Origin of the sequence: Kitasatospora sp. NBC_01287, assembly GCF_026340565.1 — a bacterium.
In the GTDB taxonomy this organism is placed as follows: Bacteria; Actinomycetota; Actinomycetes; order Streptomycetales; family Streptomycetaceae; genus Kitasatospora.
The window spans coordinates 1,832,500-1,852,214 of record NZ_JAPEPB010000001.1 but is presented as its reverse complement, the minus strand read 5'-3'; the positions used below and the strand labels follow the sequence as shown (position 1 = coordinate 1,852,214).

Genomic DNA, 19,715 nt, shown 5'->3' with positions numbered 1-19,715 from the left:
GACGTCCTCAGGAGGCCGAGGGCGACGGGGAGCCGGCGGCGGCGGAGGTGGCGGTGCCCGGGGTCTGGAACCCCGCCGCCGTGAGCACCGCGATGCCGGCCGGCGACTCGACGTACTGCTCGAAGGCCTGGGCGCCGGCCGGGTTCGGGGCCTTGGCCAGGTCGGCGATCGGGTAGTCGTTGATCGCCTTGGCGGCCTCGGGGAAGTTCACCCCGTCCACCTTGCCGCCGGCCGCCTTCACATCGGTCTGGTAGACGATCGAGGCGTCCACCTCACCGAGTTCGACCTTGGTCAGCGCGCTCTTGACGTCCTGCTCCAGGGTGACCGGGGTCAGGTTCACGTTGCCCGCCTTGAGCGCGGTCACCGCCGCCGCGCCGCACGGCACCTGCTGCGCGCAGAGCGCCACCTTGACGCCCGGGGCGGCCAGCGCCTGGAGCGAGGTGAGGTTCTTCGGGTTGCCCTTGGGGACCGCGATCTCCAGGGTGTTGCGGACGAAGACGGTCGGGGTGCCCGCGGCGTCCTTGGCGTCGGTCACGGTCTTCATGGTGGCCGGCGAGGCGGCGGCGAAGACGTCGGCCGGCGCGCCCGAGACGATGCTCTGGGCCAGCGCGGAGCTGCCGCCGAAGTTGAACTTCACCGTGGTGCCGGGGTGGGCGGCCTCGAAGCTCTTGCCGAGCGAGGTGAAGGTGTCCTGCAGCGAGGAGGCGGCGAAGACGGTGATCGTGCCGGTGATGGCCGGCCCGGAGGACGAGGGCGACGACGAACCGGCGCTGCTGGTCGACTTCGAGGAGCTGCCGCAGGCGGCCAGGCCGCCCGCCAGGGCGAGCGCGGCGAGCGTGGCGGCGGCGGTGCGGATCCGGGTGGTGGTCATGCTGTTCCCCTCCTGCCGGGCCCCACGAGGGCACGGCGGTGCGGTCAGGTGCGGGCCGGTCCGCCGCGCTGCGCGACGGAAGGGGGCGACCCTGGTGCCGCCGGACGCGCACAAGGGCCCAGCGCGCCTGAGGGACTGCCGGTGGGCAGTGACCAGAGGGGCGACTGAGCCTGATGTGCTCGTATCTGCGGGCGTTGTGGCGATCATAGTGCCGCAGATGCAAGCCTGAAATCCCTTGTGCCTTTGCACAGCGTGTCCGCCCCCCGAGGCCCCGACCGCCTGTGCGAACGGTGGGGCGGGCCCCCTCGGGTGCCCGCGGAGGGCAGGCCGGCGAGCCGAAAACCGCTGGCCGGAGCAGCGCCGCGAGCAGCAGAGTAGGTCGCGGAGCAGGCCGCGGAGCAGGCCTGCGGGAACGACCGAAGGGGGAGGGAAGCCGATGTCCACGTTGCGGGTCACCGCCGAGCGGCTGACCGTGCTCGACCATCCGAACGCCGACGCGCTGGAGCTGGCCCAGGTCGGCCTCTACCGCGCGGTGGTCGCCAAGGGCGCCTACCGCACCGGTGAGTACGCGCTCTACATCCCCGAGCAGGCGGTGCTGCCCGCCGCGCTGGTCGAGGAACTGGGCCTGACCGGCAGACTGGCCGGCTCCGGTGCCAACCGGGTGAAGGCGGTCCGGCTGCGCGGCGAGCTCTCCCAGGGCATCGTCTGCCTGCCGCGCGCCGTGGCCGGCACCGACCTCGCGGAGGCCGCCGCCCAGGGCCGCGACTTCGCCGAGCAGTTGGGAATCACCAAGTGGCAGCCGCCGATCCCGACCGCGATGAACGGCGAGGTCGAGTCGGCACCGGAGCTGCTGCCCTGGGTCGACATCGAGAACCTGCAGCGGTTCCCCGACATCTTCGAGCCGGGCGAGCAGGTCGTGCTGACCGAGAAGCTGCACGGCAGTTGCTGCCTGCTGACCTACCACGCCGACACCGGCCAGGTGCAGGTCTCCTCCAAGGGCATCGGCGCGCAGCACCTGGCACTGAAGGCCGACGACCGCAACCTCTACTGGCGGGCGGTGCGCGCGCACGGCGTCCCCGCGGTGGCCGAGCGGCTGGCCCGGCAGCTGGGGGCCGAGAGGGTCGGCGTCTTCGGCGAGGTCTTCGGCGCGGGCGTGCAGGACCTGACCTACGGCAGCTCGGGCCGCACCGAACTGCCGGGCTACGCGGTCTTCGACGTCTCGGCCCTGATCGACGGTCAACTGCGCTGGCTCTCCGCCGCCGAGCTGCTGGGCGGGCAGCTGCCGCTGGTGCCGGAGCTGTGGCGCGGGCCGTTCGACCCGGCCGTGGTGCTGGACCGGGCCGAGGGCCGGGAGACGGTCTCGGGCAGGTCGCTGCACCTGCGCGAGGGCGTGGTGATCCGGCCGCTGGTCGAGCGGCACAGCACGGTGCTCGGTGGCCGCGCGATCGCCAAAGTGGTCAGCGGCGCCTACCTGACCCGCAAGGGCGGCACCGAGTACGAGTAGGTCGCCGCTGCTCCTGGGACGGTGCCCGGTGCCCGGTGCCCGGTGCCCGGTGCCCGGTGGGCGCCGCGCCGGCGGCGACGCACCGGGCCGGCGCAGTGCCAGCGGACGGCGCCGGGTGGACCGTACGCTGACAAATATGATCACGCACGAGGACCCGACGGTCCGCGAAGCGGAGGCCGACGGCCGCTGGGCCCGGCTGCTCGGCAGCTACCGGCGCACCCGGGCGGAGATCGCCGCGCGGGCCGGCGAGCAGGTGGCGGTCCGGCGCACCGCCGCCCTCGGCCATGAGATCGCCCTCGGTGCCCCGGCGCCGATCGCCGCCGCGCTCTTCGATCCGGCCGCCGGACCTGGTGCGGCGGCCGGTGAGCGGGACGGCTGGGTGGGCCCGCTCTGGGAGGTGCTGGCGGCCCGTCAGCCCTGGTCGGTGCTGGCACCGCTGCCGCTGCCCGAGCCGGTGCGCACCCTGATGGCGCACACCCGGGTGCTGCTCGGCGAGGACCTGACGGACCAGCAGACCGCGTTCCGGCCGACCCTGGCCCCGCTCACGCTGCTCCCGTGGGAGCAGGCGGGCTGGGAGCGCGCCGACCGGGTGAGCGCCTACCGGGCCGATGGCGCGGCCACCCCGCACTTCCCGCTGCCCGACAGCCGCGAAGGGCTGGGCCCGGTCCGGCTGACCACGCCCGGACCCGCCGCGGCGGCCGGTCCCGAGCAGCCGGCCACCGCCGCCCTGCGCGGGCTCTGCGGCTGGCTCGACGCCCGCTGCGTGCGCGGCACCGCCCCGCAGGCGGCGGCGCTGTTCGCCGCCGCCGGTGTGCCGCACGCCGATGCCACCGCGGGCTACCTCCCGTTCGCCGCCGCCTATCCCGCCCTGGTCCGGGCCGGCTCCGGGGCCGGTGCCTACGGTCGCTCCGGCGGTGCGGCACGAGGGCGACTGGCGGTCTGGCGGGTGCTGGCGGCGATGGTCACGCCGTCCGTGCGGCCGGTCCCGCCCGTGCGGCAGGTCCCGCCCGTCGCGTCCGCGCTGCCCGTCGCGTCCGCCCCGGCCGGCGCGTCGGGCGCGTCCGGGCCCGCCGGGCGGCCCGGGCCCGCGGCGCTGCCCCGGATCAACGCGGTGGCCGCGCTGGTGGCCCGGATGCGCTGCTTCACCTGGTGCGAACCGGCCGACGAGGTCTGGCACCTGCACCTCGCTCTGGAGGACCCGGCCACCGGCCTCGCCTGGGCGGTCAGCGGCAGCGACTACGACTGAGACCGACCGGCACCTGGTGGATGGGGGAACGAGCGGGCCCCGGACCGGCAGGGGTGCCACCGCATGCTCCCGTCAAGCAATACAGTGGTCCGGCCAACTGTGCCGCTGACGGGGGAGGGTCACGGGCATGACGCGCGTGCTGGTGGTGGACGACCAGGTGCTGATCAGGGTGGGGCTCGCCGCGCTGCTGCGGGCCGCGCCGGGGATGGAGGTGGTCGGCGAGGCCGCCGGGGGTGAGGAGGCGGTGGCCCTGGCCGCGGCGGAGCACCCGGACATCGTCCTGATGGACATCCGGATGCCCGGCATGGACGGCATCACCGCGACCACCCGGATCCTGACCGGGGCGGCGGAGCCGCGGCCCCGGATCATCATCCTGACCACCTTCGACCTTGACGAGTACGTCTACGCCGCGCTGCGCGCCGGGGCGGCGGGGTTCCTGCTCAAGGACACCCCGCCGGAGCGGCTGCTGGCGGCCGTGGAGACGGTGGCCGCCGGGGACATGCTCTTCGCCCCCACGGTGGTCTGCCGGCTGATCGAGGCCTACGCGCACCGCGCCGCCGGCCGCGGTGCCCCGCCGCCGCCCGGACTCGACCCGCTCACCAGCCGGGAGTTGGACGTGCTGCGCCTGGTCGGCCAGGGCCTGTCGAACCCGGAGATCGCCGGGCGGCTGGTGGTCAGCGTCGCGACGGTCAAGACGCACCTCAACCGGATCATGGCCAAGCTGAGCCTCTCCAGCCGGGCCCAGGCCGTGGTGCTCGCCTACGAGACGGGCCTGGTGGTGCCGGGCGGCGCGACCTGAGGAGCCGGCAGCGGCGCGGCCCGGGCGCGCCGCCGCGGCCGGCCCAGCTCGTGGACCGGCCGCGGCGGTGCTCGGTCGCGGTGCTCAGCGGCTGTGCTCGGTCGCGGTGCTCAGCGGTGGTGTTCAGTGGTGCTGCTCAGCGGTGCTGCTCAGTGGTGCTGCTCAGCGGCGGTGCTCAGTGGTGGTCGGCCTGCTCCGCCTGGGCGGCCTGGGCCACGCTGAAGATCTCCCGGTTGCCCTTGGCCCAGATCGCGGTCATCACGATGGACTCGATCAGCCAGGTCTGCTCGGTCAGCCGCAGGCCGAACTTGTAGCGGCCACCGAGCGTGTAGGTGTTCTCGCCGAGGCCGATGTCGGCGATGTGGGTCGCCTGGAAATGCGCGGTGCAGATCGCCTGGTCGCCGTCGCGGGTGACCAGGTGGTTGGTCAGGATGTGCTGGGTGGCCTTCAGGCCGCCGAGCAGTGAGCGCCAGGAGGCGATCAGGTCGCCGCGGCCGACCTCCGTCGGGGCGCCGACGCCGAAGCTGGAGTAGTCCAGCGCGACCTTCTCGGCCATCACCTCGCCGAGCCGGTCCCAGGCGCGCAGGTCGGTGTACCAGCACATCCGAACGGTGGTCTCGATCACGTCATCACGGGTGCTCACGGGTCACTCCGAAGGGTGGGCGGCCAATACCTTGGAGCCCAATACACACCTAGCGTCATTAATTGTCAACAATACAGTAAATGTGTCTGCGAAAATGACGTTCTGTCGGTAACGAAGTACCCAGGTACCTTCATATTCGCCCGTCATTCAATAGCTGACTTACTGTCGTGCCAACGTTTACAGCAGGCACTCAGTAACGGCGCTAGGAGAGTGGCGATGACCGACAACCTGCTGCTCGGGGTAGGGGTACCGCAGTCCGGGGCCTGGGCCACGCCGCAGGCGCAGCTGGCGGTGGCGCGGCGGGCCGAGGAGCTCGGCTACCACTCGCTCTGGACCTTCAGCCGCCTGCTGGTCCCGGTCGCCGACGGGCCGGCCGGCTCGGGTGGGCAGGGTCGGTCCGGCTCCGGGGGGTTCTACAACGGTTCGGCCGAACCGCTGATCAGCCTGGCCCACCTGGCGGGCGCCACCCGGCGGATCCGGCTCGGCCTCTCGGTGGTGAACGCGCCCTTCTTCGCGCCCGCCGTGCTGGCCAAGCAGCTGATCCAGCTCGACCAGGTCTCCGGCGGCCGGCTCGACGCGGGCCTCGCGCAGGGCTGGTCGGAGGCCGAGTACCTGGCCACCGGTGTGCCGCCGGAGCGGCGGCTCGGTCGCGCCCTGGAGTACATCGAGGTCATTCGGCTGATGTGGGAGCAGGAGATCGCCGAGTTCAAGGGCGAGTTCACCGAGCTGCCGCGCACCCTGGTCCGTCCGCGACCGGTCCAGGCGGCCTTTCCGCTGCTGCTCGGCGGCTCGGTCGACCGGGCCTTCGAGCGGGCGGGCCGGCTCGCCCAGGGCTGGCTCAGTCCTGGCACGGTCAGCGTCGAACTGGTCGAGCGGGCCGCGCGCGCCGTACGCGTGGCCGCCGAGCGGGCGGGCAAGGACCCGGCGGGGGTCCGGATCGTGATCCGCGCGAAGATCTTCATCGGTGCCGCGCGGGGCCCCGGGCGCGGGCTCCTCCACGGCGACCCGGCCCAGATCGCCGCCGATCTCCGGCGGCTGCGCGAGGCGGGCGCGAGCGAGGCGTTCCTCGACTTCAACTTCGACCCGGCCATCGTCGGCGAGCAGGCGGACCCCGCCCTCCCGCTGGCCACGGTGCTCCAGGCGCTGACAGCCCTGGCGCCCACGGGAGGATCGTGACCGGGGGCAGGCCTCGGCATGCTCTCGTTACGCCACCTGACGCCGCGCCAGTCCCCGCCCCGCCGGCTCGCACCCGGCCCGGCGAGCGGATCCCGCCCGTCCGCGTCCCGCAGTCCGTCGGCCGGCCCGTCGGCCGGCCCGTCGGCCGGTCCATCCCGCGGTCCGTCCGTCGCCCCGTCCGTCCGCCCCGGTGCCGCCGCCGTCGCGCTGGCCGTCTTCACCCTCGGCTTCTTCCTCACCATCTCCGACACGACCTTGGTGAACGTCGCCCTGCCCGCCATCGGCCGGCACTGGCACGACCAGGTCGCCGGCCCGCAGTGGGTCGCCGACTCCTACACCCTGGTCTTCGCGGCGCTGCTGCTCTGGGCGGGCACCCTGGCCGACCGGATCGGCGCGGTGCGCGCCCTCGGGGCCGGGCTGGTGCTCTTCGGCCTCACCTCCGTGGTCTGCGGGCTGGCCCCTGACCTGGGCACGCTGATCGCGGCCCGGGCGGTGCAGGGCGCCGGCGCGGCGATCATGCTGCCGGCCTCGCTGGCGCTGGTCAGCCAGGCCTACCCCGACCCGGTGGAGCGGGCCCGCGCGATCACCCGCTGGATGGCCGGCGGGGGAGTGGCGATCGCCGGGGGGCCGGTCCTGGGCGGGGCGTTGACCAGCGCGTTCGGCTGGCGCTGGGTCTTTCTCAGCTGCCTGGTCAGCCTGCCGCTGGGCGTGCTGGCCCTGTTGACGCTGGCGCGGGCGGCCCGGCCGCCGGGCGGCGGCTCACGGGCCAGGACGCGGGACCGATGTCCGGGCGGCGACCGAGCACCGCTGGACCTCGGCGGCCAGTCGGCGGTGGGCCTGGCCGTGGCGGCACTGGTCTTCGCGGTCATCGACGGCGGTACCCACGGCTACGGCTCCCCGCGCACCGTGCTGGCCCTGCTGCTCTGCGGCGCGTCGGGCACCGCGTTCGTGCTGATCGAGCGCCGCCAGCGCCGCCCGGCCGTCCCGCTCGCCCTCTTCCGGGACCGCGCGGTGGCCCTCTGCACCGCGATCGGCTTCGCGCTCAACTTCTCGTACTACGGCCTGGTCTTCGTCCTCACCCTCTTCTTCCAGCAGGAGCGCGGCGCCTCGGCGCTGACCGCCGGTCTGATGTTCATCCCGATGACCGCGCTGACCACGGTGGTCAACCTGGTGGCCGGCGCGCTCACCTGCCGACGGGGACCGAAGGCGCCGCTGATCCTGGGTCAACTGGTGCTGGCGCTGGGCCTGCTGGCGCTGCTGGTGGTCGGACCGCACACCCCGACGCTGCCGCTGCTCGCCCTGCTGGTGCCGCTCGGCATCGGCGTGGGCCTCGCGGTGCCGCCGCTGACCTGCGCGATGCTGGCCGCCGTGGACACCGAGCGGGCCGGACTGGCCTCGGGCATCCTCAACTCGGCCCGCCAACTCGGCGGTGCCATCGGGGTGGCGGTCTTCGGCGCGCTGATCGCCGGCAGCCCGGGCTTCCTGGCGGGCCTGCACGCCGTGCTGCTGATCGGTGCCGCGCTGCTGCTGGTCACCACCGCCGCGCTCGCACTCCTGCTGCCGCGCGGCGGGGGAGGCGGCCGGTAGTCGCCACCGCGGACGTCCGGTGCTGCTCGTACTGCTGGCGCTGCTGGTGCTGCCGGTGTGTTGCCCTGGAGGTCGGCCCGGTCGACTTCCGGTGACGGTCGGTCGAGCACCCGCAGGCCGAGGCCGCCAGGAGGCCGTGTGTCAGGATCGGTTCATGATCAAAGGAATCATGTTCGACTTCTCCAGCACCCTCTTCCGGATCGAGACCGCCGAGCAGTGGTGGGGCGCGGTGGCCGCGGCGGCCGGTCTCACGCTGACCGCCGAGGAGTTGGCCGAGGGCGCGCGGCGTCTGACGGCCCACGGCGCCCTGCCGGGCGGCCCCGCGCCGGACGCGATACCCCAGGAGCTGGCCGAGGCCTGGGAGAAGCGGGACCTGAGCCCCGCCCAGCACCGCGCCGCGTACGCGGGCCTGGTCCGGGCGGCCGGTGCGCCGATGGCGGACCTGGCCGACGCGCTCTACGACCGCCACATGACCCCGCGGGCCTGGCGGCCGTACCCCGACGCCGAGCCGACGCTGCACGAGCTGCGCCGGCGCGGGGTGCCGGTCGTGGTGGTGAGCAACATCGGCTGGGATCTGCGCCCGGTCTTCCGCGAGCACAGGCTGGACGGGCTGGTCGACGACTACGTGCTCTCCTTCGAGTTCGGGGCGCAGAAGCCGGACCGTGCGATCTTCCAGGCCGCCTGCGACCGGCTCGGCCTGGCTCCCGGTGAGGTGCTGATGGTCGGCGACGACCGCCGCGCCGACGGCGGTGCGGCGGCGCTCGGCTGCCCGCTGCACCTGGTCGACGCCCTGCCGGTCGACCAGCGCCCGGCGGCCCTGGGCCCGCTGCTCGACCTGCTGGGCGGCTGAGCCGCCGACCTGCTCGGTGAGCCGGTGTTCGCCGATCAGCCGGCGCGCACGGCCAGTGCCAGGAAGCGGTCGTCCTGGTCCGCGTAGCCGCTCAGCCGCCATCCCGAAGCCGTTAGCAGCGGGCGGAGGTTGGGCTCGGCCCGTAGGTCGTCGGGGGTGAGCCGCCGCCCGTGGCGGGCGGCCAGGGCGGCCCGTCCGACCGGGTGGAAGAGGGCGAGCCGCCCGCCGGGGCGGGTGACCCGGGCCAGTTCGGCCAGGTTGGCGGCGGGCTCGGGCAGGTGGGCGATCAGGCCGGCCGCGAAGAGGTCTCGGGTGCGGGCGAGTTCGGCGCGGTGGTCGTCCAACCACGCAGGCTACCCGTGACCTCGGGGGTGGGCGTGTCGTTGACAGTCCGGCAGGGAGCCGATGAATCCTGAACTAAGGTTAGCCTAACCTAAATTTGGCTAGCCTTGCGGGAGTTCCCTCGTGACCACCACCGCCGAATCCACCGCGCCCGCCGCGCCGACCGCACCCGCCGGCGAGGCGATCCTGCGTCGCCAGCGGGGCCGCGAATCCGCCGCCCGCACCTATGCCCGCTCCTTCCCGATCGTGCCGGTGCGCGCCAGCGGCATGACGGTGGAGGGCGCGGACGGCCGCCGCTACCTCGACTGCCTCTCCGGCGCGGGCACCCTCGCGCTCGGCCACAATCACCCGGTGGTGCTGGCCGCGATCCGCCGCACCCTGGACGGCGGGGCCCCGCTGCACCTGCTCGACCTGGCCACCGCCGAGAAGGACGACTTCACCACCGCGCTGCTGGAGAGCCTGCCCGCCGAGTTCGCCGCCCGCGCCCGCGTGCACTTCTGCGGCCCGGCCGGCACCGACGCGGTGGAGGCCGCGCTCAAGCTGATGCAGACCGCCACCGGTCGGCGCGGCGCCCTCGCCTTCACCGGCGGCTACCACGGCATGACGGCGGGCGCGCTCGCGGTGAGCGGCAACGTCGCGGTGAAGGAACCGCTGCCCAGCGGCGGCGAGGTCACCCGGCTGCCCTACCCCTACGCCTATCGCTGCCCGTTCGGGATCGGCGGCCCGGCGGCCGAGCGGCTGGCCGCGGTCTACACCGAGCGGCTGCTCGACGACCCCTCCGGCGGCGTGGTGCGGCCCGCCGCGATGATCGTGGAGGCGGTGCAGGGGGAGGGCGGCGCGGTGCCCGCGCCCGACGGCTGGCTGCGCGAGATGCGCCGGATCACCGCGGAGCGCGGCATCCCGCTGATCCTGGACGAGGTGCAGACCGGGGTCGGGCGGACCGGTGCGATGTGGGCGGTCGAGCACAGCGGGATCGTGCCGGACGCGATGGTGCTCTCCAAGGCGATCGGCGGCAGCCTGCCGCTGGCCGTGGTGGTCTACCAGGAGCAGTACGACGGCTGGCGGCCCGGCGCGCACACCGGCACCTTCCGTGGCAACACGCTGGCCATGGCGGCGGGGGCGGCGACGCTGCGCCACGTGGCCGAGCACGGCCTGGCGGAGCGGGCCGCACGGGTCGGGGAGTGGCTGCGCACCGAACTGACGGCGCTCAAGGGGCGGCTGCCGGTCATCGGAGACGTGCGCGGGCGCGGGCTGATGCTCGGCGTCGAACTGGTCGACCCGGCGGCCGAGGCGGACTCCTGCGGGGCCCGTCCCGCCGACCCGGCGCTCGCGGTGCGGGTCCGCGAGGCCGCTCTGGCGCGCGGGCTGATCGTCGAACTCGGTGGTCGGCACGACGCGGTACTGCGCCTGCTGCCGCCGCTCACCATCACCGACGAGCAGGCGGACGCGGTGCTGGAGCGGCTCGCCGAGGCGATCACGGCAGCGGTCGGGGACGCGGTCGGGGACGCGGCGTGACGGCGGACCAGGGCGGTCGGTCGCCCGCCCAGCAGCCCTCGCACGAGCAGCCCTCGCACGAGCACGCCCCGCACGGGCACGCCCCGCACGAGTACCCCTTGCCCCCGCTGGCGGGCGGGGTGGACGGACCGGCCGCGCTGCGTCCGCTGCTGATCGCGGTGCTGGACGCGCTGGCGGTCGGCGCGGCGCGGCGCGGCGGCCCGGTGGCGGCGGGCAGCCCGAAGGAGCTGGCCGAGCAGGTGGCCCAGGCCTTCGGCGCCCCGGCCGCCGCCCTGGTGCCGGCCGCCGCCCCGGTGTCGGCCGCCGCCCCGGTGCCGGCCGCGGCGCCGCCGACCGACATCGCCGCGCTGACCGCGCTCACCGAACTGCTCGCGCACGGCGCCGCCGACCCGGCCGACCCCGCTTGCGCCGCCCACCTGCACTGCCCGCCGCTGGCCGTCGCGGTCGCCGCCGACCTGGCGGTCAGCGCGCTCAACCCCTCGCAGGACTCCTGGGACCAGGCGCCGGCCGCCACCGTGCTGGAGACCGAGCTGCTGGCCGAACTGGCCGCCCTGGTCGGCTACCGGCCCGAGCGGGCGGCGGGGGTGCTCACCTCCGGCGGCACCGAGTCCAACCTGCTCGGCCTGCTGCTGGCCCGCGGCCAACTGCTCTCCGGGCAGGTCGAACTGGACGGCGTCGACCTCGCGCAGCGGCCGCGGATCTTCGCCTCCCGGGCCGCGCACTTCTCGATCCAGCGCGCCGCCGCGGTGCTCGGCCTCGGCGAACGCGCGGTGGTCCCCGTCGAGGTCGACCGCGACCAGCGGATGGACCCGGTGGCGCTGGCCGCCGCGCTGGCCGCGGCCCAGCGCGCCGGCGAGCTCCCGCTCGCGGTGGTGGCCACCGCGGGCACCACCGACACCGGCGCGATCGACCCGCTGCACCGCTGCGCCGACCTGGCCGCCGACTACGGCGCCTGGCTGCACGTGGACGCGGCCTACGGCGGTGGCGCACTGCTCTCCGACCGGCTGGCCCCGCTGCTGGCCGGCCTGGAGCGGGCCGACTCGCTCTCGCTGGACTGGCACAAGCTGGGCTGGCAGCCGGTGGCGGCCGGGATCTTCCTGGTCCGGCGCGCCGAGAGCTACGCCCCGCTGGACCGCCGGGTCGCCTATCTCAACCCGGCCGACGACGAGGCGGCCGGCTACCCGAGCCTGCTCGGCCGCTCGCTGCGTACCACCCGCAGGGCCGATGCCTTCTCGATCGCGGTCACGCTGCGCACCCTGGGCCGCGCGGGCCTGGGCCGCCTGGTCGACCGCTGCCACGAGCTGGCCCGCACGGCGGCCGAGTTGATCCGGGCCCGTCCGCAACTGGAGCTCTTCGCCGAGCCGCTGCTGACCACGGTCCTCTTCCGCTGCCTGCCGAGTGATCCGGCCGAGCGGGCCGACCCGGTGGCCGTCGACGCCTTCAACGCCGAACTGCGCCGCCGGCTGCTGGCGAGCGGTCGGGCGGTCCTGGGCCGGACCGAACTGCTCGCTCCGGTACCGGGAGTGACGGGGGGTCTGGTCCGGCTGAAGCTCACCCTGCTCAATCCGCATACCACCGAGGCCGAGCTGGCCCGGCTGCTGGACCTGGTCGTCGCCGCCGCGCGCGGTCAGGAGTAGCGGGCCGGCCCGCGGCAAAGCGGAGCACCGCACAGCGAAGGCCGCGGGAATCGGCCGTGAATTGGAGGAAGGCACATTACCGTGACGCTCGGTGAGGAATCCGGAAAAGCCCTTTCCCGGAGCATCCGGACTGGTTTCTGAAACTCCTGGGAAAAGAGTGGGAGGGTTGCGCCGGGGGTGCGGAAAGCGACCGTTTCAGGCCATGCCTTGCGCATCTTTTCGCCAACCGGCGGGCAATGGTTGCGAAGCAGCGGACCGGCGGCGATAACGTCTAGTAGTCGCCGCCACACCGGGAGCACACGGCTCTCAGGGACTAGCGGCACAAGGGGGACCCGTCATGCGCAACCGCGGTTTCGCGGTGGCTGCGGCATGTCGTAGCGATCGGGTGCGGCCGGCGACGGCCCCGGCGCCCGTGGTGTCCACCCCCGACGGCACACCGCTGGTCCCGGTGCCGCCGCTGTCGGACCGACCGGTCCCAGGCCCTGTCCGGCCAGTGTTAGGCGCGGCCCCCCGCGCCAGCTGAACCACGCCCTTTCGTCCGGCGGGCACCGCACCGCACCGCGAGGCACGGCCGCGCAGTTGCCGAGTGCCGCCGGGCGTGAATTCAGCGTCACATTTCGATGAACGCACGTCAATAGTCGCGCGCGGCCGCTCGGTGCCGCGCACGACGGGTCGGATGTGCGTCATCGTGCGCGCCGGTGAACGGCCGCGTGCCCGCCCGTTCCCCGGTCGGTCGGGCGCATTTCCCCTGGATCGTGACCTGTTCCCCTGACTCGCTGTGACCTCACCCGACCGGTGAATCCAGCCATGCCACGCGGAGGCCGCGTAATGAGCGACTCGCTCATGAGTACCAAGCCCAGCCCGTACCAGGCACTGCCCTTTTCCGACCGCTGCCGCCAGGTGTGGGGGCTCGGCGACCACCTGCTGATCGGAGTCAGCCCCGGCAACAGCTACTTCAGCGCCCGTCGCATAGCCGAACTCATCGACTGGGGACGGGAGTTCTTCGACGCGGTGGATGTCGTCTACGCCGATCTGCACGTCGACGCCCAGTTCGAGGCGTTCGGTCACACCCCCGAGCACGCCGGACGCCGGGCAGCCAAGGAGATCAAGACGACCGCCCGGCGGATCGAGCGCGGGGTCGAGCAGGCCGGTCCGGCGCGGGTCGGGGTGCACGCGCTCTCCGAGTTCCTGGTCGAGCCGGTCTACCAGCGGCTGCGCGCCGAGGTCGAGGCGGCGCTGCGCGAGGACCAGGTCTTCCGGGAGGCCGCCGAGGGCATGGCCCGTTCCTTCCTGGCGGGGCGACTGCCGGCCGGAGTGGCCGCCGAAGCCGGGCAGTTGGCCGCCGGGCTGCGCTACATCTGCGCCGAGCTGCCGTTCTTCCTGGACACGCCGGCGCTGCTCGGCCGGGCCAGCTCGATCTCCTGCCACCACATCGAACTCCCGCTCACCCCAGTGCTGTTCGGCCGCTGCGAAGGCCTGCGGGCGGCTCCCGCGCAGGGCTACGCGGTGGTCCGGCCGGCCCAGGCCGCCGGGGTCGCCGAGGCTCCCGGGGTCGCCGAGGCTTCCGAGACGCTCGCTGCCTGAGCCGACCCGGCTGACCAATCGTCAATTCCACCCGAGGAGAAGTATGTCCATGACCACCAGCACACCGGCCCCGGCCGACCTGCCGACCTTCCCGCTCTCCCGGCGCGGTGACGTGCTCCCGGAGGAGGCCGAGCGACTGCGCGCGGAGCAACCAGTGGCCCGGGTGCGGACCATGACCGGCGACGAGGCCTGGCTGGTCAGCAGCTACCAGCTGGCCAAGCAGGTCCTGGAGGACGAGCGGTTCAGTCTCAAGGACACCGCCAACCCCGGAGTGCCGCGCCAGTACGCGCTGACCATTCCGCCGGAGGTGGTCGACAACATGGGCAACATCAACAGCGCGGGACTGCGCAACGCGGTGATGAAGACCCTTTCGCCGCGCGCCGACAAGGAGTTGGGCAATTGGCTGGAGGCCCAGGCGCACCAGCTGCTGGACGCGCTGATCGTCCAGGGGCCGCCCGCCGACCTGCGCGACGGCTTCACCGAGCCGTACTCGGCGGCGCTGCACTGCCGGCTGCTCGGGATCCCCACCGACGACTGGCGGCGGCTGATGTCCGGGATCGACGTCGCCTTCATCACCAGCCCGCGGCGCTTCGAAGGCTCGACCCCCAACTGGTACAAGGACCTCGACTACATGGTCGGGCACCTGAACGCCGACCCGGCACCCAAGGAGGGCCTGCTCGGCCGGTTCGCCGAGCTGCGGCACTCGCCGGACGTCTCGGACCAGGTGAGCGACGAACTGCTGGCCACCGTGGCGCTGTCGCTCTTCGGCGCGGGGGCGGTCAGCACCTCGGCCTTCCTGCAGCACGCGATCATCGCGCTGGCCGGGCAACCCGAGCTGGCCGACCGGCTGCGCGCCGAGCCGGCCGTGATCGGCCGCGCGGTCGACGAACTGCTGCGCTACAACCTCTCGATCGGCGACGCGCTGCCCCGGATCGCCCTGGCGGACGTCCGGGTCGGCGAGGTGCAGGTCAAGGCCGGCGAGCTGGTGCTGGTGCTGATCGAGGGCGCCAACTACGACCCGGCGGTCTTCCCCGACCCGCGGCGGATCGACTTCGACCGGGAGAGCAACCCGCACCTGGCCTTCGGTGCCGGGCAGCACTTCTGCCCGGCCTCCGCGCTCGGCCGCACCCACGCGGAGATCGCGCTGACCGCCCTGGTGGAGCGGCTGCCCGCACTGCGGCCGGCCCTGCCGGTGGAGCAGCTGGCCTGGCGCCCCGGCTTCATCAAGCGCCTGCCGGAGCGCCTGCCGGTGCTCTGGTGAGTGGCTGAGCGGTTGAGCGGTTGAGCGGTTGAGCGGCTGAGTGGCTGAGCGGTTGAGCGGTTGAGCGGTTGAGCGGTTGAGCGGTTGAGCGGCTGAGCAGGGGTGGGCAGGCGCTAGCCGCGGTCCCAGTCGGTGCCGCCGAGCAGGATCGCGCGCGTCCGCTCCCAGGTCTGCTGGTCGCAGGCGACCAGCAGGCCGTCCTCGCCGCCGGGCGGGTCGGCGCGGTAGGGGGAGCCGTCCAGTCGGGCCGAGACGCCGCCGGTCTCGCGCACCAGCAGCGAGCCGGGGGCGTGGTCCCAGGGCAGGGTGCGCCAGTAGACCAGGAACTCCAGCTCGCCGTCGGCGATCTGCGGGTACTCCATGCCGGCGGCGCGCCGACCCTCCGTCAGCGCGCCGAAGGCGGAGGGGTGGGCGCTGAGGCCGGGGAACCGGCCGCGGCGCAGGTAGTGCTTGGCGAAGCCGCGCCAGCGGGCCGGATCGGGGTCGGCGGGGGCGCGGGTCAGCCGCCGGCCGTCGCGCCAGGCGCCCGCGCCCAGCTCCGCGCTGTAGGCGGTGCGGGTCATCGGCTGCCAGATCCAGGCCGCGACCGCCTGCCCGTCCCGGATCAGCGAGGCCATCACGGCGAAGTCGGGCCGGCCGGCGACGAAGTTGGCAGTTCCGTCGACGGGGTCGACCAGCCAGCAGGCGGGCTCGTTGTGCAGCGCGCGGGCCAGCGCCGGATCGGCGGCCACCGCCTCCTCGCCCACCACCGGGACGGGCAGCAGCTCGCGCAGCCGCCGGGAGATGATCACCTCGGCTTCCCGGTCCGCGATGGTCACCACGTCGCCGGGGGCCTTCTCCATCACCTCGCCGGCCGCCAGCGCGCGAAACCGCGGCTCCACGACCTCCGCCGACGCCTCGGCGAGGATCTCGGCCACCTTCTCCATGAGCACGCCGCGCGCTCCCTTCGCTCGGCTACCACTCTCGCACGCTTGATCCGCCGCGACGCGCGCCGACCACCGGCTGGACGCCGTGCGGGGCAGGCGGCCGCCGGTGCCGGTCAGGCCGGCCGCGGGCGCTCCGCCAGGCGGACGACCTGATGGCGGCCCAACTCGGTGGTCCGGCGCATGTGGCGGATCAGCACCTCCAACTCGCCCGCGTCGTCGTCGGCGAAGAGTGCGTCCCACTCCTGGCTCAGCTCGCGCCACAGGTCGCCGAAGCCCACCATCGCCGCCGGGACCAGCTGGACCAGCACCCGGCGCCGGTCCTGGGTGTCCCGGGCGCGGGAGACGTAGCCGGCCTTCTCCAGCCGGTCGACCAGGCGGGTGGCCGAGCCGCTGGTCAGCCCGGTCAGCTCGGCGATCTGCCCGGTGGTGACCGCGCCGGGCTCCAGCGAGAGCAGGTTGAGGCACTGCACATCGGTGGGGTGCAGGCCGAGGTGGTCGGCGACGGCCTGGTTGAAGAGCACGTACGAGGCCATGTAGCGCCGGGACTCGGCGCGCAGCTCGGCCAGCAGGTCGTCACGGGTCATGGCGGGCTCTCCTCGGCGGGCGATGATAATTGTTTGCGTCACGCAGATATTCGACTTACGTTTGCTGCATGACACAGGAATTCTATGCCGTCACCGGTGCCACCGGTGCCCAGGGCGGCGCCGCCGTCCGCGCCCTGCTCCGTACGGGTGTCCCGGTCCGGGCGCTGACCCGCGAGGTCGCCTCGCCCGCCGCCGCCGAGCTGCGGGAGCTCGGTGCGGACGTCGTCCGGGCCGACTTCGCGGACCCCGACTCGCTGCGCGCCGCCTTCACCGGGGCCTGCGCGCTCTTCGCCATGTCGACGCCGTTCAGCGCGGGCTTCGCCACCGAGACCCGCCAGGGCATCGCGGTGCTGGACGCGGCGGTGGCCGCGGGCAGCGTCGGGCACGTGGTCTTCACCTCCGCGGCCAACGCCGACCGGCGCACCGGCATCCCGCACTTCGAGAGCAAGTACCTGATCGAGCGGCACCTGGCGACCCTCGACCTGACCCACACGATCCTGGGCCCGGGCGCGTTCATGGAGAACTACGCGAACGGTTGGACGCTGCGCTCGCTGCGCGAGGGCGTGCTCGCCCTGCCGATGCCGGCCGACGCCCCGCTGCCGGTCATCGCGGCGGCCGACATCGGCGCCTTCGCGGCCCTGGCCCTCACCCGGCCGGACCGCTTCGCCGGCCGAGATCGACATCGCCTCCCAGTGGCGCACGCCGGTCCAGCTCGCGGCGGCGATCAGTGCCGCCGCCGGGTGCGAGATCGCCTTCCGGGAGGTCCCGCTGGAGGTGGTCGAGGGCCGCTCGCCGGACCTGGCCGCGATGTTCCGCCACTTCCAGCAGGTCGGCCTCGATGTGGACGTCGAGGGACTGCGCCGCGAGCACCCGGAGGTCGGCTGGCACACCATGGAGCGCTGGGCGGCCGAGCGCTCCTGGGACCTCGCCGGGCCTCAGGCCGCCGACAGCATGACTTCGGTGCGCCGGTAGCGCCGCTCCGTCGCGGTGGCCGCCGCGAGCAGCAGTGCGGCCGCCGCCGCGGCGCAGCTGACCAGGAACGGTGCGCCGGGACCACCCGTGGCGGCCGCCCAGCCGGCCGCCGCCGTGCCCGCCGCCTGGGCGAGGGTGATGCTGCTGACCAGCCCGGCCATCGCCTCGCCCAGCCGCTCGCCCGGCACGGTCCGCTCGACCAGGCCGAACATGGTGATCATCTGCGGCGCGACCGCCAGCCCCACGCAGCCCACCGCCAGCGCCAGCCCGCCCAGCGTGTGCCCGAGCGGCGGCAGCAGCAGGGCGGCGGCGAGCAGCAGCACGGTGCCGGCCCGCAGCCGGGCGGGCAGGTCGAAGCGGGCGGGCAGCGCCGCCATCGCCACTCCCGAGCAGGCGCTCGCCCCGCCCATCAGCCCGTAGACCAGTCCGGCCGCGCCGGGGTGCCCCAACTGCCCGGTGCTCGCGGTGACCCCGACCTGGATCGAGCCGAAGACCGCCCCGAGCAGTGCCATCCCGGCCAGCAGCAGCCCGTAGGGCGCGGTGAGCAGCCGGCCGGTGGCGCGGGCGTGCCGCGCGGCCCCGGGCGCCGCCCCCGGAGCTGCGGCCTGGGCCGCGGTCGGGGCTGCCCCCGGGGCCGCGGTCGGGTGCAGCGCGAAGAGCGTGGCGCAGAGCCCGACCAGCGCGGCCGCCAGCAGCAGCCCGGCGGCCGGCGCGAGCAGGGTGGCGAGCACCCCGACCACCGCCGGGCCGCCGGTGAAGCTGACCTCGTCGATCAGGCCGTCCAGCCAGAGCGCCGCGCCGGTCGGCCCGGGCCGCCCCTGGGCCAGTCGGAGCCAGCGGCTGCGGGAGAGCGGGCCGACCGCCGGGATCGAGAGTCCCGCCAGTGCCGCGGCCGACAGTTGCCAGCCGAGCGCGGCCCCGCCCTGCGAGGCGGCCACCAGCGCGAGCAGGGCCGCGGTGTTCACCCCGGCCGCGAGCAGCCCCACCCGCCGCTGCCCGCGCCGGTCGGCGGCCCGCCCGACCAGCGGTCCGCCGATGGCCTGGCCCAGCGCCAGTGCGCCGGTGACGGCCGAGCCGCGCCAGACGCTGCCGGTCTGCTGAGTGACCATCAGCAGCGTGCCGATCGGGCCCATCGCGGCTGGCAGTCGCCCCAGGAAGGACCAGGCGAGCACCTGGCTGCCCGTCAGATCCACGGCGGTGCGGAACTTCCCCACGGCACTCATGCGCCTCGAACCCCAAGCCGGGCCGGCCCGGGGCGCCCGCCTCCCCGTCGTCGGCCCCACGGTGATCCACCAGCGGGTGGTCTCGACCGTATGATCACCCGTGCACGGAGGGTAATTGTGCGATCATCCAGGGCTAACGGCGTCGGCGCAGCAGCTCGTCGTAGTCGGCGTGCACCCGGCGGTCCAGGGCCAGGCCGAACTGGGCGTCCGCCACGGTGCGGGCCAGCGGGCGGATCCGGGTGAGCTGCTCGGTCAGGTGGGCGGCCTCGCCGGGCGGCAGCGGGTGCTCGCAGGCCAGGGCGCCGAGCAGCTGATCGCGGATCAGGCCGACGAAGACCTCGGCCATCGCGTCCGCGTACTCCTGCGCCTTGCGGCTGGCGTCCAGCACGGCGGCCAGCGGGATGCCCTCGTCGGTCAGCGCGACGGTGGCGTCCATCAGGCGGCGGCTGACGTGGGTGATGCCGTCCGCCGAGAGGGTGATGTAGCCCTGGGCCAGCGACTCGGCGGTGTTGGCCTCGGTCAGCTGGTCGCCGAAGGCCTCGCGCAACTCGTCCCAGCTCAGCGAGACCGGGGTCTCGTCGGACCAGGGGGAGATGATCGCGTCCTCCAGGCCGATCAGCTCGGCCACGTCGCGGCCGCGCTCACCGGCGCCGATCAGCTCGGCGATGCCGCCCAGGGTGTGGCCGCGCTCCAGGAGTTCGGCGATCACCCGCAGCCGGGCCAGGTGCGCCTGGCCGTACCAGGCGATCCGGCCCTCCTTGCGCGGCGGTGGCAGCAGCTTGCGCTCGCGGTAGAAGCGCAGGGTGCGAGTGGTGATGCCGGCGGCCTGCGCGAGCTCCGCCACCCGGTACTCGCGCGACTGCGCCGCTTCGCCGCCGAACTCGTCGCCGCCGATCTGCCCGCTGCCGATCTCCCCGGCGCCGATCTGCCCGCTGCCGATCTCCACGCTCCCGATCTCCGCCACGCCGTCAGCATAGGGCGGCGGGTGCGGAAAA

General features: G+C 74.4%; 17 protein-coding genes and 2 pseudogenes. 12 read left to right on the top strand and 7 right to left on the bottom strand.

The window, feature by feature from the left end:
- Positions 1-7: 7 nt before the first annotated feature.
- Positions 8-871 (bottom strand): molybdate ABC transporter substrate-binding protein, encoded by an 864-nt coding sequence (gene modA, locus OG455_RS07605; protein ID WP_266291497.1) that lies wholly within the window; start codon positions 869-871, stop codon positions 8-10.
- Positions 872-1,307: 436 nt separating this feature from the next.
- On the opposite strand from modA, the gene OG455_RS07600 reads away from it, so the two are divergent.
- The 3 genes from OG455_RS07600 (at position 1,308) to OG455_RS07590 (ending at position 4,420) form a co-directional block, all read left to right on the top strand.
- Positions 1,308-2,375 (top strand): RNA ligase (ATP), encoded by a 1,068-nt coding sequence (locus OG455_RS07600; RefSeq protein WP_266291496.1) that lies wholly within the window; start codon positions 1,308-1,310, stop codon positions 2,373-2,375.
- Between the two features lie 136 nt (positions 2,376-2,511).
- Entirely contained in the window at positions 2,512-3,621 is a 1,110-nt protein-coding gene (locus OG455_RS07595) for a hypothetical protein (protein ID WP_266291495.1), read from the top strand.
- A 127-nt stretch (positions 3,622-3,748) separates the two neighbouring features.
- The gene (locus OG455_RS07590; RefSeq protein ID WP_266291494.1) at positions 3,749-4,420 is read left to right on the top strand and encodes a response regulator transcription factor; all 672 of its coding nucleotides are present in this window, start codon (positions 3,749-3,751) and stop codon (positions 4,418-4,420) included.
- 175 nt (positions 4,421-4,595) lie between these two features.
- Here OG455_RS07590 and OG455_RS07585 read toward each other — a convergent pair whose 3' ends face one another.
- The gene (locus OG455_RS07585; protein WP_266291493.1) at positions 4,596-5,063 is read right to left on the bottom strand and encodes a nuclear transport factor 2 family protein; all 468 of its coding nucleotides are present in this window, start codon (positions 5,061-5,063) and stop codon (positions 4,596-4,598) included.
- 216 nt (positions 5,064-5,279) lie between these two features.
- On the opposite strand from OG455_RS07585, the gene OG455_RS07580 reads away from it, so the two are divergent.
- The 3 genes from OG455_RS07580 to OG455_RS07570 all read left to right on the top strand — a co-directional run bounded on the left by OG455_RS07580 (position 5,280) and on the right by OG455_RS07570 (position 8,676).
- Positions 5,280-6,239, top strand: coding sequence for a TIGR03619 family F420-dependent LLM class oxidoreductase (locus tag OG455_RS07580; protein WP_266291492.1), 960 nt, complete (start codon positions 5,280-5,282; stop codon positions 6,237-6,239).
- Positions 6,240-6,257: 18 nt separating this feature from the next.
- Positions 6,258-7,826 (top strand): MFS transporter, encoded by a 1,569-nt coding sequence (locus OG455_RS07575; protein ID WP_266291491.1) that lies wholly within the window; start codon positions 6,258-6,260, stop codon positions 7,824-7,826.
- Between the two features lie 154 nt (positions 7,827-7,980).
- A complete protein-coding gene (locus tag OG455_RS07570; RefSeq protein WP_266291490.1) occupies positions 7,981-8,676 on the top strand; it encodes an HAD family hydrolase in 696 nt (231 codons plus the stop codon).
- A 35-nt stretch (positions 8,677-8,711) separates the two neighbouring features.
- Here OG455_RS07570 and OG455_RS07565 read toward each other — a convergent pair.
- Positions 8,712-8,981, bottom strand: a pseudogene (locus OG455_RS07565) (SAM-dependent methyltransferase); the annotation flags it as partial.
- A 160-nt stretch (positions 8,982-9,141) separates the two neighbouring features.
- Here OG455_RS07565 and OG455_RS07560 point away from each other — a divergent pair.
- From OG455_RS07560 to OG455_RS07545, 4 genes are all read left to right on the top strand, one after another.
- Positions 9,142-10,533, top strand: a complete 1,392-nt coding sequence (locus tag OG455_RS07560; RefSeq protein ID WP_266291489.1) for a diaminobutyrate--2-oxoglutarate transaminase family protein — start codon at positions 9,142-9,144, stop codon at positions 10,531-10,533.
- Positions 10,530-12,170 carry a pyridoxal-dependent decarboxylase gene (locus tag OG455_RS07555; RefSeq protein ID WP_323185438.1) on the top strand — a complete coding sequence of 547 codons (1,641 nt, stop codon included), beginning with the start codon at positions 10,530-10,532 and terminating at the stop codon, positions 12,168-12,170. Before OG455_RS07560 ends, OG455_RS07555 begins: the two co-directional genes overlap by 4 nt.
- A gap of 843 nt (positions 12,171-13,013) precedes the next feature.
- A complete protein-coding gene (locus OG455_RS07550; RefSeq protein ID WP_266291488.1) occupies positions 13,014-13,754 on the top strand; it encodes a tRNA-dependent cyclodipeptide synthase in 741 nt (246 codons plus the stop codon).
- A gap of 49 nt (positions 13,755-13,803) precedes the next feature.
- Positions 13,804-15,015 (top strand): cytochrome P450, encoded by a 1,212-nt coding sequence (locus OG455_RS07545; protein WP_266291487.1) that lies wholly within the window; start codon positions 13,804-13,806, stop codon positions 15,013-15,015.
- Between the two features lie 113 nt (positions 15,016-15,128).
- Here the strand turns inward: OG455_RS07545 and OG455_RS07540 are convergent, their stop codons facing one another.
- Together OG455_RS07540 and OG455_RS07535 are read right to left on the bottom strand one after the other, a co-directional pair.
- Entirely contained in the window at positions 15,129-15,941 is an 813-nt protein-coding gene (locus tag OG455_RS07540) for an inositol monophosphatase family protein (protein ID WP_266300690.1), read from the bottom strand.
- Between the two features lie 113 nt (positions 15,942-16,054).
- Entirely contained in the window at positions 16,055-16,525 is a 471-nt protein-coding gene (locus OG455_RS07535) for a MarR family winged helix-turn-helix transcriptional regulator (RefSeq protein WP_266291486.1), read from the bottom strand.
- Between the two features lie 68 nt (positions 16,526-16,593).
- Between OG455_RS07535 and OG455_RS07530 the strand changes: the two are divergent.
- A pseudogene (locus tag OG455_RS07530) lies at positions 16,594-17,136 on the top strand (NmrA family NAD(P)-binding protein); the annotation flags it as partial.
- Positions 17,137-17,299: 163 nt separating this feature from the next.
- Positions 17,300-17,497 carry a hypothetical protein gene (locus OG455_RS07525; protein ID WP_266291485.1) on the top strand — a complete coding sequence of 66 codons (198 nt, stop codon included), beginning with the start codon at positions 17,300-17,302 and terminating at the stop codon, positions 17,495-17,497.
- Here OG455_RS07525 and OG455_RS07520 read toward each other — a convergent pair.
- Both OG455_RS07520 and OG455_RS07515 read right to left on the bottom strand, forming a co-directional pair.
- Positions 17,461-18,720 carry an MFS transporter gene (locus OG455_RS07520; protein WP_266291484.1) on the bottom strand — a complete coding sequence of 420 codons (1,260 nt, stop codon included), beginning with the start codon at positions 18,718-18,720 and terminating at the stop codon, positions 17,461-17,463. The genes OG455_RS07525 and OG455_RS07520 overlap by 37 nt on opposite strands.
- A gap of 133 nt (positions 18,721-18,853) precedes the next feature.
- Positions 18,854-19,684 (bottom strand): MerR family transcriptional regulator, encoded by an 831-nt coding sequence (locus OG455_RS07515; RefSeq protein ID WP_323185437.1) that lies wholly within the window; start codon positions 19,682-19,684, stop codon positions 18,854-18,856.
- Positions 19,685-19,715: the final 31 nt, after the last annotated feature.

What these genes read in the sequence shown, in the direction of transcription:
- OG455_RS07540 (WP_266300690.1), bottom strand. Translation starts at nt 15,941, where the DNA reads ATGGAGAAGGTGGCCGAGATCCTCGCCGAGGCGTCGGCGGAGGTCGTG.
- OG455_RS07600 (WP_266291496.1), top strand. Translation starts at nt 1,308, where the DNA reads ATGTCCACGTTGCGGGTCACCGCCGAGCGGCTGACCGTGCTCGACCAT.
- OG455_RS07575 (WP_266291491.1), top strand. Translation starts at nt 6,258, where the DNA reads ATGCTCTCGTTACGCCACCTGACGCCGCGCCAGTCCCCGCCCCGCCGG.
- OG455_RS07570 (WP_266291490.1), top strand. Translation starts at nt 7,981, where the DNA reads ATGATCAAAGGAATCATGTTCGACTTCTCCAGCACCCTCTTCCGGATC.
- OG455_RS07545 (WP_266291487.1), top strand. Translation starts at nt 13,804, where the DNA reads ATGACCACCAGCACACCGGCCCCGGCCGACCTGCCGACCTTCCCGCTC.
- OG455_RS07550 (WP_266291488.1), top strand. Translation starts at nt 13,014, where the DNA reads ATGAGTACCAAGCCCAGCCCGTACCAGGCACTGCCCTTTTCCGACCGC.
- modA (WP_266291497.1), bottom strand. Translation starts at nt 871, where the DNA reads ATGACCACCACCCGGATCCGCACCGCCGCCGCCACGCTCGCCGCGCTC.
- OG455_RS07580 (WP_266291492.1), top strand. Translation starts at nt 5,280, where the DNA reads ATGACCGACAACCTGCTGCTCGGGGTAGGGGTACCGCAGTCCGGGGCC.
- OG455_RS07595 (WP_266291495.1), top strand. Translation starts at nt 2,512, where the DNA reads ATGATCACGCACGAGGACCCGACGGTCCGCGAAGCGGAGGCCGACGGC.
- OG455_RS07590 (WP_266291494.1), top strand. Translation starts at nt 3,749, where the DNA reads ATGACGCGCGTGCTGGTGGTGGACGACCAGGTGCTGATCAGGGTGGGG.
- OG455_RS07535 (WP_266291486.1), bottom strand. Translation starts at nt 16,525, where the DNA reads ATGACCCGTGACGACCTGCTGGCCGAGCTGCGCGCCGAGTCCCGGCGC.
- OG455_RS07520 (WP_266291484.1), bottom strand. Translation starts at nt 18,720, where the DNA reads ATGAGTGCCGTGGGGAAGTTCCGCACCGCCGTGGATCTGACGGGCAGC.